Below are 15,877 nucleotides of genomic sequence, written 5' to 3' on the forward strand. Positions count from 1 at the left end.
CCCATAAATTCACGCCCGAACATTAAAACTGAAAAATAATGCAGGGAGAAGACGATTTAAGAGGGCTTGCCAAGATTATGGCATTTATGAGAGCAGTGAGTATTTTATTGGTACTGATGCACCTTTATTGGTTTTGCTACGGTTTCTTTTTAGAGCGTGGTTGGACGTTAGAAGTAATCAACAAAATATTAGGGAATTTTCAGCGAACGGCAGGGCTGTTCTCGCATACTTTATATACCAAAGCATTCGCTTTGGTTTTGTTGGCTTTGAGTTGCTTAGGTACGAAAGGCGTAAAGAATGAGAAGATAACGTGGACTAAAATCTATATCGCATTAGCCGTTGGTTTTGTGTTGTTCTTTCTGAATACTCCCTTGTTAAAGTTACCTCCGGTAATCGGTACATTCTTGTATATCTTAACCATTTCATTAGGTTATATCGCTTTGCTGATGGCTGGCGTATGGATGAGCCGTTTGCTCCGCAACAATTTAATGGACGATGTATTCAACAACGAGAATGAAAGTTTTCAGCAGGAAACCCGATTGATGCAAAACGAGTATTCCGTCAATCTACCAACGAAGTTTTATTACAAGAACAAATGGAATGACGGTTGGATTAACGTGGTCAATCCCTTTAGGGCAACGATTGTACTCGGAACCCCCGGTTCCGGTAAATCCTACGCCATTGTAAACAACTACATCAAGCAGCAGATAGAGAAAGGGTTTAGTATGTATATCTACGATTTTAAGTTTGACGACCTTTCAACGATTGCTTACAACCACTTACTGAAAAACAGGGATAAGTACAAAGTTCAACCGAAATTTTATGTGATAAACTTTGACGACCCACGCAAGAGCCACCGCTGTAATCCGCTCAATCCCGACTTTATGACGGACATTTCTGATGCCTACGAAGCGGCTTATACCATTATGCTAAACCTCAACAGGTCGTGGATACAGAAGCAAGGGGATTTTTTCGTGGAAAGTCCTATTATCTTGTTGGCAGCAATAATTTGGTATCTGAAAATATACGATAACGGTAAATATTGTACATTCCCACACGCTATCGAATTGCTGAATAAAAAGTATTCAGACGTATTTACGATACTTACTTCATATCCCGATTTGGAAAATTACTTGTCGCCCTTTATGGATGCTTGGCAAGGTGGAGCACAAGACCAATTACAGGGGCAAATCGCATCGGCAAAAATTCCATTGTCAAGAATGATTAGCCCGCAGTTGTATTGGGTTATGACAGGCGATGATTTTTCGTTGGACATCAACAATCCGAAAGAACCCAAAATTTTGTGTGTCGGTAACAATCCCGACAGACAAAATATTTACTCGGCAGCTTTGGGTTTATACAACTCCCGAATTGTAAAATTAATCAACAAAAAAGGACAGCTAAAAAGCTCCGTTATCATAGATGAGTTGCCCACAATTTATTTCAGGGGATTGGATAACTTGATTGCAACGGCGAGAAGTAATAAGGTAGCAGTTTGTTTGGGCTTTCAGGACTTTTCGCAATTAACTCGTGATTACGGCGACAAGGAAAGTAAGGTTATACAAAATACGGTAGGTAATATTTTCAGTGGTCAGGTAGTTGGCGAAACAGCAAAGAGCTTGTCAGAACGCTTCGGAAAAGTATTGCAGAAACGCCAGAGTATGACGATAAACCGTAATGATAAATCTACTTCTATTTCCACGCAGTTAGACAGCCTTATTCCTGCATCGAAAATTTCAACGCTTACACAGGGTATGTTTGTAGGCTCTGTATCAGATAACTTTGACGAACGTATCGAGCAAAAGATTTTTCACGCAGAAATTGTAGTAGATAATGAAAAGGTTGCTGCCGAAACCAAAGCATATCAAAAGATACCGCAGATTTTATCCTTTGTTGATGAAAACGGAGTTGATAATATGAAACAGGAAATCGAAAGCAACTATAAACGTATAAAATCCGACATTGTGCATATTGTTGAGAGTGAAATAGAACGCATCAAAAATGACCCTAATTTACAGCATTTGGTACAGCAAGGGTAGAAGAAATGTTTAAAATAATCTAAATTCCTTGATGTCTTAATTTTGAAAGGTTTTAAATTACAACAACTTAAAAAACGGAATGCTCTTTTTTACTAACTTTGCTGTATGAGGAGAGTACTCGCTATATTGTTTCTGTCCGTGTATCTTATTTCAACGACTGAGTTAGGTCAGCTGTTGAAATTTCCTATGCTGGTAGAACATTATTTCGAGCACAAAGAGAAAAATCCCCAAATAACTGTGATGGAGTTTCTCGCACTTCATTACGAAGGCAACCACCTCGAAAATCATCCACACGATGAGGATTACGAGCATGACCAACGACTACCGTTTATCGTCCATACCGATGTTTTGAGTGTCAGTTTTGTACTTACCCCTCCTTTTAGTTTTGAAATAGAAACGAAAAAACTTGTGGGTAAAGAGCCCAAAGCTTTGCCTTTGGACGATGCATTCTCAGACAACAACTATCTTTCTGCTATCTGGCAACCGCCAAAATCCTGTTAATTTTTCTTGGACAGATGTTTTAATTGAATTCGCTTTTTGCGGATGTCGTTTCTGTGTGTTTATACGGAACGTATATTTCCGCAACATAAGCCTGTACCTAATTAATCATCTGCGTTTTTCGGGCTTTACACCAATAGTGTATGCCTGCAAATCCCGTATTCCATTCATCATTAACAGTAGTACAAATTTATGTTAGATAAAATAATTGAGTTTTCCATTCGGAATAAACTCATCATCGGGCTTTTTACCATAGCCCTTATCGGCTTGGGCTTATACGAAGCCACCAAATTGCCGATTGACGCACAACCTGATATTACCAACAATCAGGTGCAGGTCATTACCGTAGCACCTTCCTTGGGAGCGACCGATATCGAACGTCTGGTTACTTTCCCTATCGAACAGGCAAACAGCAATATCAACGGTATTACCGAAATACGGAGTTTTTCCCGCTTTGGATTATCGTTGGTAACCATTGTCTTTGATGACAATACCGATGTGTATTGGGCAAGACAGCAGGTTGCTGAGAGATTACAAACCGTTCAGAATGAAATTCCGGATGGTGTAGGTACGCCCGAACTGGGGCCTATTTCCACTGGATTGGGAGAGATTTACCAATACGTGGTAAGACCCGAAAAAGGGTACGAAAACCAATTTGATGCCACCGAACTGCGTACCATTCAGGACTGGATCGTAAGGCGACAACTATTAGGTGTAAAAGGTGTTGCCGAAGTCAGCAGCTTCGGAGGTAAGCTGAAACAATATGAAATTGCGGTCAATTCCAACAAACTGCAATCGCTGAACCTCAGCATCAGTGACGTATTCACGGCATTGGAAAATAACAACCAGAATACTGGAGGTGCTTATATCGAAAAAGGCCCTACCGTGCTTTATATCCGTAGTGAAGGACTGATAGGCAATATAGAAGATATCGAAAACATTTCGGTCACGGCTACGCAGGATGGTATTCCTGTATTGTTGAAAGATGTTGCCGAAGTGAAAACGGGCTATGCCACACGCTATGGAGCTATGACCTACAATGACCAGGGCGAAGTTTCCGGTGCGGTGGTGATGATGCTCAAGGGAGCCAATAGTGCCGAAGTTATCAAAAATGTGAAAGAACGCATTGCCGTTATCCAGAAAACATTGCCCAAAGGTGTAGTCATTGAACCTTTTCTCGACCGTACCAAGATGGTCAACAATGCCATCAGCACCATTGAGACCAACCTTGCAGAAGGAGCCTTGATCGTGGTCTTTGTACTGGTCCTGTTCCTCGGAAATTTCAGAGCCGGATTTCTGGTTGCCTCTGTGATACCGCTGTCAATGCTGTTTGCCATCATTATGATGAATTTGTTTGGCGTGAGCGGTAACCTGATGAGCTTGGGAGCATTGGATTTCGGATTGATTGTGGACGGAGCGGTCATCATAGTCGAAGCTGTGCTGCACCAGTTGCACGGAAAGAAATTTGCAGTTGCCAATCGCATTTCGCAGGACGAAATGAACCATCAGGTTAGCAGTTCGGCTACCAAAATGGTCAATAGTGCCGTCTTCGGACAGCTCATTATTCTGATCGTGTACTTACCGATTTTCACACTCGAAGGCATCGAGGGAAAAATGTTCAAGCCGATGGCACAGACTGTTGCTTTTGCCTTGATTGGCGCATTCATCCTTTCACTGACCTATATTCCGATGATGAGTTCATTGGTGTTGAGCAAAAAAATCAAGCACAAACCCAATTTTTCTGACCGGATTATGCAAAAGTTGGAGAACATTCATCACAAAGCACTCGCTAAGGTGCTGCATTTCCCGAAAATCGTTATTGGTGTGGTGGTTTCCCTGTTCATCGTTGCGGTGCTTATTTTGTCCCGCTTGGGAGGCGAATTTATTCCGGCATTGGAAGAAGGCGATTTTGCGGTAGATACCCGTGTATTGACGGGAAGTAATCTGAAAACAACGGTTGAATACACCCAGAAAGCAGCCCATATCCTCATCAGGGATTATCCCGAAGTAGAAAAGGTCGTGACCAAAATAGGAAGCGGTGAAGTACCCACCGACCCGATGCCGATGGAAGCGAGCGACCTGATGGTGATCCTGAAAGATAAAAAGGAATGGAAATCGGCCAAAACCTTTCCAGAACTGGCTGAAAAAATGGGCAAATCACTTGAAGCAGTTCCAGGAATTACGACCGGATTTCAATATCCTGTGCAGATGCGTTTTAACGAACTGATGACCGGAGCAAGGCAGGATGTGGTCTGTAAAATTTTCGGTGAAGATCTGGACAGCCTGTCGGCTTATGCAGCCCGCTTAGGCGAAATCATCAAAACGGTAGAAGGAGCTCAGGACTTATACATCGAACCCATCACAGGGATGCCACAAGTGGTAATAAAATACAACCGTGCAAATATTGCCCAATATAATCTGAATATAACTAACATCAACAAAGTCGTGAACACTGCTTTTGCGGGACAAAGTACAGGTAAAGTGTATGAGGGCGAGAAGCGTTTCGACCTGATGGTTCGTCTGGACGAAACACAACGTGAAAATCTGCAAGATATACGCAACCTACTTATCCCCACGCCCAAGGGCAATCAGATACCACTGTATCAGGTAGCCGATGTACAGATCATAGAAGGGCCTGCTCAGATCCAGCGGGAAGATGCCAAAAGGAGGATTGTGGTTGGTTTCAACGTTCGTGGACGTGATGTACAGAGCATCGTCAACGAATTGCAGGGCAAAGCCGATAAACAGATGGCATTTTCGCCTGGCTACTACGTAACCTACGGCGGAGCCTTTGAGAACTTGAATGAAGCCACGAACCGATTGATGGTAGCCGTTCCGGTTTCGCTGGTATTGATATTCATTCTGCTGTACTTCGCCTTTCGTTCCGTTAAGGAAAGTTTGTTGATCTATACCGCCATTCCTCTGTCTGCAATCGGTGGAATTTTCTTGTTGGCATTGCGTGGAATGCCGTTCAGCATCAGTGCAGGTATCGGTTTCATTGCCCTTTTCGGGGTAGCCGTACTCAATGGAATTGTGCTTATCGCAGAGTTTAACCGGATGAAGCAAACCGGAGAGAAAAACCTGTACCAGATAGCACTGCTGGGAACCAAGACAAGGCTTCGCCCGGTACTGATGACCGCATTCGTGGCATCGCTCGGTTTCTTCCCGATGGCGGTGAGCAACGGTGCAGGAGCGGAAGTGCAGCGTCCGTTGGCAACGGTGGTTATTGGCGGTTTACTGTTTGCCACATTTCTGACCCTTTTTGTATTGCCCACTTTATTTGTACTGTTTGAAAAACTGAAATTCCCCAAACTGACATTCGGCAGGAAAAGTGCAACACTGCTTATTTTATTGGGTTTAAGTGGTTCGGCATTTTCGCAAAGCATCACACTCGAAGAAGCGGTAAAAATGGCTACGGAAAACAATCTGTCGGCAAAAAGCCAAAACCTGCTCGCCGAATATTATAAAATGCGGACAGCTACCGGAGCTAACATTCCACAGGCTGTCGTAACGGGCGAATTCGGGCAGGTCAATAGTGGCACTTCCGATAATAAATTCGGGATTTCACAATCCTTTAGTTTTCCGACCGTGTACGCCAACCAGAAGAAATTGCTGAACGAAGAATGGAATTCGGCAGTTATTTCGGTGAACCTGAACAAACTGGACATCCGTAAGACTGTAAGTGAACTGTTTTACAAGATTTTGGTTTTGCGTGAGCGGGAAAAAATCCTGAACCGTACCGATGAAATGTATAAAGGGTTTTTAGAAAAAGCTTCTCTGCGGATGGAAAACGGAGAAAGCAATTTGCTTGAAAAAACAGCTGCCGAAGTGCAACGGGAAAACATTGCTATACAATTAAAAGCATTGGCAAACGAAATTGAGTTGGCAAAAATACAGTTTCAACTGATGCTGAATGCTGACACCCGCTATGAACCATCGGCTTCTGACATCATTGTTCAGGATGTGCTTTTTGATACAAATACGGATATAGCACAGCATCCGGTCTTGCAATTGTCTGCACAGGAAATCGAAAAAGCAAAAGCATCGGTTCGCTTGGAAAAATCGAGGCTGTTGCCTAATCTGTCCATTGGTTATTTCAACCAGAGCTTTAAGGACTTGAACAACAATCGCTTTAATTCCTTTCAGGTGGGTGTAGGCATACCTATTTTCTTCAAATCACAGAAATCACAAATCAAAGCAGAGGAACAGCGTATTCTCTTTACGGAAAACGAATTCGCTTTGCGTAAAGCGGAATGGGAAAGCGGGTATGAAGCGGCATTGCAGCAGTACCGGACACAGCTTGACATCGTCGGTATGTATAAGCATAAACAATTGCCGGCAGCCGAGCAGATTTTCAAAACGGCAGAAGAACAATTTGCCAATGGCGAAATCAATTACTTGGACTGGGTGATGCTTAATAATCAGGCGATACAGATACAGCTTGATTATTACGATGCCGTGATGCAGCTCAATTTCCAAATCATCAATCTTCAATATCTCATTTCAAAATAAATTATTCAAATGAAAAATATAGTCGGAATTTTCGTTTTGCTCCTGTTATGGAGTTGCGGAAATAAGGAAAATACAACAGAAGAAAACACTACGGAAGCTACCGAAAATGTGTTGAAACTATCGGACGAACAGCTAAAAGCATTCTCGCTGACGACCGTTGAATTACAAGAAAGAACCGTTACCAAAACGCTGAAACTGAACGGGATGGTGGAGGTACCGCCACAAAACCTCGTGTCGGTGAGCAGTGCGTTGGGCGGATATGTAAAATCCACGAAATTGCTACCCGGAATGCACTTCCGAAAAGGTGAAGTGATCGCTGTAATGGAAGACAACCAGTTCATCCAACTGCAACAGGATTACCTGACGGCAAAGGCTCAATTGCAAAATGCAGAAGCCGAATACCACCGCCAGAAGCAATTGAACCAGAGTAAAGCAAGCAGTGATAAAGTGTATTTGCAGGCAAAAGCCAATTATGAAACGCTACTCATCAGCCAAAAGGCACTGGAAGAAAAACTGTGGTTAATCCATATCAATCCCTTCAATGTTTCGGTGAACAACATCAAACGTACTGCATCTGTGTATGCACCTTTTGACGGTTTCGTTTCGCAGGTTTTTGTGAATATAGGCAAATACGTTTCTCCATCGGATGTGTTGTTTGAACTGGTAAATCCGAAAGATTTGCACCTGAACCTAAAAGTATTTGAAAAAGATTGGGATAAAATCAGCATCGGACAATCGCTTACGGCATACACCAACAGCAATCCGGAGAAGAAATATGGAGGCGAAATCATTCTAATCGGTAAAAATATTTCCCAAGACCGGGCGGTGGAGGTTCACGCCCATTTCACGGAAAACAACGCAAAACTTATTCCTGGTCTTTATATGAATGCCGAAGTTCCCATACCCGAAATCAAAGCATTAGCACTTCCGGAGGAAAGCATTGTGACTTTTGAAGGAAAACATTATGTCTTTGAAGTGCTGGAAAAGAACAGTTTCAGAATGACAGCAGTAGAAATCGGTTCCTCTGGAGATGGCTGGATAGAGATTGTCAACGGAAACCATTTAAGCGGTAAAAAAATCGCCCAAAAAGGAGCCTATACATTGTTAATGGCATTGAAAAATAAAGCAGAAGATTAAGATGAAACCATTGTTATTGATTACTTTCTTGTATGCGTTGAGCTTAAAAGCTCAAACAGTAGGCAAAGACACATTAAGCATTGAAGATAAAGCGTATAAATTTTCGGCAAAGAAACTGATCGTTCCTTCTGTTTTGATTTCATACGGAGCGTTGAGTTTGATGTCTGATGATTTAAAGTCATTGAACCAGTCCACACGCTACGAAACACGGGAACATATCATTGCCGGAGCAACCATAGACAATTATATGCAATATGCTCCGGCAGCAGCGGTATATGGACTTAATCTTGCCGGAGTTAAAGGAAAACATAATTTTAAAGACAGAACCATTATCTATGCTACGTCTCAATTAGTCTCTGCAGCATTGGTATTGCCCACAAAACAATTCGTAGGCGAAGAACGCCCCGATGGTTCCAATAATTTTTCTTTCCCGTCCGGACATACGGCTACAGCCTTCTCATCAGCCCATTTTATGTTCAGGGAATATAAGGACAGTAATTTCTGGCTTAGCATATCAGGGTATCCTCTGGCAGCTATGACAGGAATATACAGGGTATTCAACGATAAGCATTGGGTCGGTGATATTGTTGCGGGGGCAGGTATTGGTATCTTGTCCACCGAGATTGCCTATTGGCTGTTTCCTTTCACATCGAAATGGTTTTCGTCAAAAGAAGAAAGGGAAGCATTGTCTGTTGTTCCTTTCTATCAATCCAAAGCTGTTGGACTTACAATTATTAAAATATTTTAAAACAATGAAAACAATTATTAAGAAAGAGTTTACTGTAACTCATAGAATATTGCACTGGTCTTTGGGGCTTCTAATGACGGTACTGTTTATTACCGGATTTTTAAGAATGCAATGGATGGGTCGAAAGCCCATTGTTGCGGTTATCGAGCAGGATGCTCCCGGAGTAATGACAAAGGAACAGACAATGGCCATAGTCAACGATATCCTTAGCCCTATGTGGCAATGGCACGAATACACAGCGTATATTATCGTTTTTGTCTTCTTAATGAGGTTTGCTTATATACTGATGAAAGGAACTCGTTTCCCCAATCCTTTTATCGGAACACAGTCCATAAAAGCACGTCTGCAAGGGATGATATATATCTTATTTTATTGGTTTATAGTCATTGCTGCTATTACAGGATTTTATCTCAAATGGGGCGATGGGGATTTGAAAAAGCCTATGGAAACCGTACATAAGCTGGCGATATACTGGTTTCCGATTTTTATATTGGTACACTTTGCAGGAATTGTTATAGCAGAATTAACATTCAAAAAAGGAATAACGTCAAAAATGATTGGCGGAGATTAAATAGATAATTCGTATTAAAAAATAATTGGTAACCTACTAATTTAGTTATTCCATAAGTAGTTTCAATACTTGAAACTAATCATCTAAAATTAAAAAATATGACAACCTATAATATCCCAAAACATCTCACAGGTCTTTCGGAAGAAGAGCTAAAAATTTCTCAAAGTAAATTTGGCTATAACCAAGCAGACAGTATAAAAAAGAATACCTGGTACAATATGTTATTGGCTATTCTCAAAGAACCGATGTTGCTTTTACTCATTGCAGTGGCTGTTATCTATGTGATTGTGGGCAATTATTCCGAAGCGGCTTTTATGTTGGGAGCAATCATAGCTGTTTCAGGCATCTCATTCTATCAGGACAATCGCAGCAAAAAGGCATTGGAAGCTCTGGAAAAACTGAACGAACCACTCAGCACCGTTATACGAAATTCAAAAGTAATACAAATTCCCACTGGCGAAATTGCGGTGGGCGATTTGTGTATTATTGAAGAAGGAAAAATGATTAATGCCGATGGTGAAATAGTATACAGTAATGATTTTTCCGTAAATGAAGCCTCTCTTACAGGGGAAAGTTTTTCGGTGTTTAAAAATCAGGATACTGAAGATAGAAAAATATATAGCGGTACTTTGACAGTTTCAGGACTTGCGGTTTTTAAAGTTGAAAAAATCGGTTCAGAAACAAAGCTGGGAAAAATCGGGAAAACCATTCAGGAGATTAAAGAAGAGCATTCACCACTGCAAATCCAGATTACCAAATTTGTAAAATGGATGGCAATTTTTGGAATAGTGGTTTTTCTGATGGTTTGGGCATACAGTTTCTGGCAATCACGTAATATTATAGAAAGTCTATTGGTCGGGCTAACTTTGGCAATGTCCATTTTACCGGAAGAAATTCCCGTGGCTTTCACTACGTTTATGGCATTGGGAGCGTGGAAACTAATGCGTGAAGGTATAATAATCAAGCGAAGCAGCGTGGTAGAAACACTGGGAAGCACTACTGTAATTTGTACAGATAAAACCGGAACAATTACTGAAAATTCTATGCGACTGAAAGCCCTTTTCGATTATAAATCCAATCAGGTTTTTGACGAAGAACGTTTCAATGCACCCGAATTATCCGAACTCATTGCTTTTGCGATGTGGAGCAGCGAACCCGTTCCGTTTGACCCGATGGAAAAAACACTGCATCAGATTTATGAGCAAGCTCAACCGAATGACCGACGGAAAGATTTTCAAATGGTGCACGAATATCCGTTGGACGGTAAGCCTCCGATGATGACGCATCTTTTTGAAAACCATTCAGGCGAAAGAATAGTGGCAGCCAAAGGTGCTCCCGAAGCCATTCTTGCTGTTTCCAATCTTTCGGAACACGAAAAAGATAAACTGCGTCAGCATATTAGTGATTTTGGCAAACAAGGTTACCGGATATTAGGGGTTGCCAAATGTTATTTTAAGGGAAACAATTTTCCCGAAAAACAGCAGGATTTCAATTTTGACTTTTTAGGATTTACGGTATTTTACGACCCACCTAAAAAAAATATCCAGCAGGTATTCCGGAAAATTTACGATGCCGGAATTAAAGTAAAAGTGATTACAGGCGACAATGCTGACACCACAAATGCCATTGCCCGTCAAGCTGGGATTATCAACCATACTCCGGCTGTTAATGGTGCTGAAATCATTCATCATTCCGATGCGGAATTGATAGAACTTTCAAAGACAACAACTTTATTTACAAGGATGTTTCCCGAAGCAAAGCTGGCAATGGTAAACGCTTTGAAGCAAAACGGAGAAGTGGTAGCTATGTTGGGTGATGGTGTGAACGATGCCCCTGCACTGAAAGCCGCTCATATTGGTGTCGCTATGGGAAACAAAGGAACAGAAATAGCCAAAGCAGCAGCTTCACTGGTTATTACCAACGATGATTTAGACAAACTCATTACAGGAATTGCTGCAGGGCGACGGATTTACGCCAATATCAAAAAAGCCATTCAGTACATCATTTCCATTCATATCCCGATTATTCTGACCGTTTCACTGCCTTTGTTTTTAGGTTGGATTTACCCGCATATTTTTACGCCGGTACACGTTATTTTTCTGGAGCTCATTATGGGACCAACCTGTTCCATTGTCTATGAAAACGAACCGATAGAGAAAAATGCAATGTTACAAAAGCCACGTAAAATGACAGAAACCTTTCTGAACCGGAAAGAATTAAGCATCAGCATTATTCAAGGTCTGATAATTACAGCAGGTGTATTATTCGTTTATCAATTTGCTGTTCAAAAGGGAAGCAACGAAGAAACTACAAGAGCAATGGTTTTTACTACCTTAATTTTTGCCAATATATTTTTGAGCCTGGCGAACCGCTCTCTCGTTTATAGTATATTCGACAGCTTCAAATACAAAAACCGTTTATTTCCAGTTATCATCGGAGCCACGTTGGCATTACTTTTTGCCATATTGTATATACCACTTTTTGCCGATTTCTTTCACGTAGCCGGATTGAACATCCCGGAATTAGGACTGTCATTTCTAATTGCAGCGGCTTCGGTTTTGTGGTTTGAGATGTTTAAATGGATAAAAAGAAGATAGTAAAGAAATGATTTTGCAATGCGAGATTATTTTTAAAACCTACACAAAGGAAAATATGCCGTGAATATCTTATACGCCGAAATTATAGTGGATAATGACAAGGTAGCCTCCGAAACAAAAGCCTATCAGAAGATACCGCAGATTTTATCTTTCGTGGATGAGCAGGGCGAGGATAATATGAAGCAGGAAATCGAAAGCAATTACAAGCGGATAAAAGCGGACGTTATGAATATCGTTGTCAGTGAAATGGAGCGGATTAAGAACGACCCCGATTTACAGCATTTGATACAGTAGGGGTAAATTACAGTTTGATAAATCGGACATTATATAATTATGTCCGGTTTATTATTTGTCTTTAACCTATAAAATATCTAACAAATCATTTTTAGAAAGACTATTAAAAAAGGAATTGTCCGTTGTGATTAAATCTTGTGCCAGTTTACTTTTTTTCTTTTGCATATTCATAATCTTTTCTTCGACTGTATTCTTGCATATTAAGCGTACTGCAACTACATTTTTGGTTTGGCCAATTCTATAACTTCTATCAATAGCTTGGTTTTCTGATGCTGGATTCCACCATGGGTCAACGAGATAGACATAATCTGCCTCGGTTAAGTTGAGACCCACGCCTCCTGCTTTCAGGCTGATAAGGAAGACACGTACATTTTCATTAGTTTGGAAGTTTTGAACCTTAGCCCCTCTGTCCTTTGTCTGACCTGTCAAATATTCAAAAGGAATATTTCGTGCAATAAGTTCAGCTTTAATTAGGTCAAGCATCCCGACAAATTGAGAGAATACCAGTATTTTATGTTCCTTGGATTTATTTTCAATCTGTTCTGTCAATACTTCAATTTTTACCGCATTATCTCCCGAATGTCCCTCCTTTAGTAATACAGGCGAATTACATATCTGTCTCAATTTAGTAAGACCCGTCAGAACGTGCATACTGTTCTTATGGATCTCTTCATCGTTCGTTGCTGATATAAATTCACGTAATTCACGCTCATAGGTATCATATACCTTGCGTTGTTCAATATTCATATCGCAGTAAATAACCATTTCTGTTTTTTCGGGAAGTTCTTTGGCTACTTGCTTTTTTGTTCTTCGGAGTATAAAAGGTTTAATTTTCCGTTGCAGTTCCAAAGCCCTCTTGCTGTATTCGAATTTGTCAATCGGCACGGCATAAATATCTTTAAAATGTTGCTTGCTTCCCAATAACCCAGGGCAAGCAAATGAAAGTTGTCCGTACAAATCAAAGGTGTTATTTTCTATCGGAGTACCCGTCAGTACAATTTTATTTCGGGACTGTAATAATCTTGCCGATTTGTAGCGCTCCGAATTGGGATTTTTGATAGCTTGCGATTCGTCTAAAAAAACATAATTAAATCTCATGGTTTTCAGAAAGCGAATGTCAGAAAGCAACATTCCATAACTTGTCAATATGACCTCATATTCGTGCATATTTTCTATACTTTTTTCCCTTTCAGCTCCATAATGAAGCAACACGCTTATAGATGGAGCAAACTTTGCTATTTCTTCCTGCCAGTTAAATAATAGAGAGGTCGGAACAACAACAAGATTAGATGTATGACCGTATTTTTGTCTTTGCGAAAGGATAAATGCAATTATTTGAAGCGTTTTTCCAAGTCCCATATCATCCGCAAGACACCCGCCAAAATTGAAACCGTCAAGAAAGTTAAGCCAATTAAGTCCCTCTCTTTGATAATCTCTTAATTCTGCTTTTAAATCGGGAGATACGGCAATGTCTGGCAATTTACTAACTTTTATAAATTTCTCATTATAGCTATCAATCTCATGCCGTACCTCTGCACTCAAGACTTCTTTTTCAAACAAATCTGATATTTCGGAAAAATTGATTTTAGGAATGGCGAGTATATCTTCATCAATTTCACCAACCTGAAAATATCGTGAGATTTTTTCTATCCACTCATCGGGCAAAATACCCTGCGTTCCGTCATCCAATCTGACAAACTTACTTTTATTGCGGATAGCACGATGTACCTGCTTCAATGTTGCCTTTTTTCGTCCGAACCGAACTTTTAATTTAGCATTGAACCAGTCAATACCACTGTTTACTTCGATACTTATTTTTGCTCTGTGCGGATTGAGTTTGTTATCTTTTATTTCATTAAACCCAAGAATGGTTATACCATCACTACGCCATATTTCAAAGGCATTTAGAAACCATTTGTCATCTAAGAACTTGTCTTTATGCAAATAGAAATATTCGTGTCCTTCAATCTGTTCTTTAAAATCGTCGTGTTGTTCCAATACCATTGAGGTAAGCCGTATTTCAGCTTCGTTATCACGTTCAATTTTAAATTGGTTTCCATTTTGGTCTGTATCAAAAACCTGCTTTCGGGAATAAACGGGAATTTCAATGTCTCCATACTTCATTATCGGCGTAATAGATATAAAATTTCCTTCCTGATGCAGATAAATAATGCGTTCTGTCTTGTATTCTTTCTCCGCCAATTGTGCAGGAGTTGCTGGACGTATATAACTGTAATTTATATGAACAAGCTGTTCTAATGGTGCAAGTATGGATTGTAGAAATTCATTATATTTTGTGCCATGTATCAATAGAACTTCATTTTTTTCCTTAAAGAATTTAATGATCCGTAACATGTCGGGATTGTCTATCAAGTGGAATGCTTGATGATGATAAACAAAATATTCATTTCTGATAACAACATTCTTAAACGAAAGCCTAATATCATTAAAAACCAGTTCTCCAGTTATTTCAAAGAAAGGTTCCTTTTTAAAAACGGTAAGCTGTACCTCCGCTTTCAAAATTTCTAAACCAACAGGAAGCAACGATTTAGCAGAAATTGTTTCTGAAACATTTCTATCATGGTAATACACCTCCAACTCTAACGGATTTTTTACAATCAGCTTTAATGCTTCGAGGTCTGTGTCGATGCTATCTTCGTTGTATTTATTCTGAAAGCTAACAATAGCTGTATAGAATTTGATTTCTAATGGATTCTCAGCTTTCCAGATAAGTTGCATTGGTTCAATATTGTTGACTGGATTTTTTATTTTACCTGATTGCGTAATATCTGCCTCCATCAACAGAAAGCTTAGCTGATTGTAGTAACGATGTCTACCAATGACCAATATTTGCCTTTTATCCGTGTCTTTTACGGCAAGTTTTTTAACAACCGATTTCCGCTGGGGAACGAGACTGTTTTTTAGTACCTGCTCATCAAATTGAAGTAGCTCTTTTACTTTTGGTTCAATATGTAACCTACTATCCGAATAACTCAAATGAAAGTAAGCATCTAAATTCGGTTCGCTTTCCAATCCATACCCCTTAGCAGATTGTAATAGAACTTTATGCCTAAAGAGATTATCAAAGAAAATACGAAAATTTCTTTGTTCAATCACACAATGTATAACTTCTGCCTGATGCTCACATAATTTTGGTGTATTATTGCCACAAGAACACGATGATATAAGTGAGTTTCCCAATTGGCTCACGGCAACTTTTGGAAACCCAACTACAGAAGCTGTTTTGGTAAACACTCCAGCATTGAGTTCGAGAGAGATTGGAAAGATACTTCCAAAATCTTTCTTGTCCATAAAATTTGCGTTTTGGGTATGCTTTAACAGATCGTACACCGAAAGTATACTGATATTTGTATCGGATAATATATACTCTTTTGGTAACGCCATAAGTAACTTACAAATATTGATATAGAATAATTGAACAAAGTTCCTAAAAAAAATAGAGAGAGAAGTAAAGAAATAG

General features: G+C 40.1%; 9 protein-coding genes. 8 read left to right on the forward strand and 1 reads right to left on the reverse strand.

From position 1 onward, the window contains the following. Positions 1 to 35: 35 nt before the first annotated feature. The 8 genes from mobC to ACLHG9_RS01520 all read left to right on the forward strand — a co-directional run bounded on the left by mobC (position 36) and on the right by ACLHG9_RS01520 (position 12,396). A complete protein-coding gene (mobC, locus tag ACLHG9_RS01485) occupies positions 36 to 2,039 on the forward strand; it encodes a conjugal transfer protein MobC (protein ID WP_410219978.1) in 2,004 nt (667 codons plus the stop codon). Positions 2,040 to 2,144: 105 nt separating this feature from the next. Next, positions 2,145 to 2,540, forward strand: a complete 396-nt coding sequence (locus ACLHG9_RS01490; RefSeq protein WP_410219765.1) for a hypothetical protein — start codon at positions 2,145 to 2,147, stop codon at positions 2,538 to 2,540. 189 nt (positions 2,541 to 2,729) lie between these two features. Beyond that, positions 2,730 to 7,049 carry a CusA/CzcA family heavy metal efflux RND transporter gene (locus ACLHG9_RS01495; protein WP_410219766.1) on the forward strand — a complete coding sequence of 1,440 codons (4,320 nt, stop codon included), beginning with the start codon at positions 2,730 to 2,732 and terminating at the stop codon, positions 7,047 to 7,049. Between the two features lie 36 nt (positions 7,050 to 7,085). Further along, positions 7,086 to 8,186: an efflux RND transporter periplasmic adaptor subunit gene (locus tag ACLHG9_RS01500; RefSeq protein WP_410219767.1), complete on the forward strand. Its 1,101-nt coding sequence runs from the start codon at positions 7,086 to 7,088 to the stop codon at positions 8,184 to 8,186. 1 nt (position 8,187) lies between these two features. Further along, a complete protein-coding gene (locus ACLHG9_RS01505) occupies positions 8,188 to 8,934 on the forward strand; it encodes a phosphatase PAP2 family protein (RefSeq protein ID WP_410219768.1) in 747 nt (248 codons plus the stop codon). A 4-nt stretch (positions 8,935 to 8,938) separates the two neighbouring features. Beyond that, positions 8,939 to 9,505: a cytochrome b/b6 domain-containing protein gene (locus ACLHG9_RS01510; protein WP_410219769.1), complete on the forward strand. Its 567-nt coding sequence runs from the start codon at positions 8,939 to 8,941 to the stop codon at positions 9,503 to 9,505. Between the two features lie 98 nt (positions 9,506 to 9,603). Next, positions 9,604 to 12,102, forward strand: a complete 2,499-nt coding sequence (locus tag ACLHG9_RS01515; protein WP_367915872.1) for a cation-translocating P-type ATPase — start codon at positions 9,604 to 9,606, stop codon at positions 12,100 to 12,102. Between the two features lie 60 nt (positions 12,103 to 12,162). Beyond that, positions 12,163 to 12,396, forward strand: a complete 234-nt coding sequence (locus ACLHG9_RS01520; protein WP_410219770.1) for a hypothetical protein — start codon at positions 12,163 to 12,165, stop codon at positions 12,394 to 12,396. Positions 12,397 to 12,462: 66 nt separating this feature from the next. Here ACLHG9_RS01520 and ACLHG9_RS01525 read toward each other — a convergent pair whose 3' ends face one another. Next, positions 12,463 to 15,708, reverse strand: a complete 3,246-nt coding sequence (locus ACLHG9_RS01525) for a DEAD/DEAH box helicase (RefSeq protein ID WP_410219771.1) — start codon at positions 15,706 to 15,708, stop codon at positions 12,463 to 12,465. Positions 15,709 to 15,877: the final 169 nt, after the last annotated feature.

The organism is Pedobacter sp., from assembly GCF_046462515.1.
In the GTDB taxonomy this organism is placed as follows: domain Bacteria; phylum Bacteroidota; class Bacteroidia; order Sphingobacteriales; family Sphingobacteriaceae; genus Pedobacter.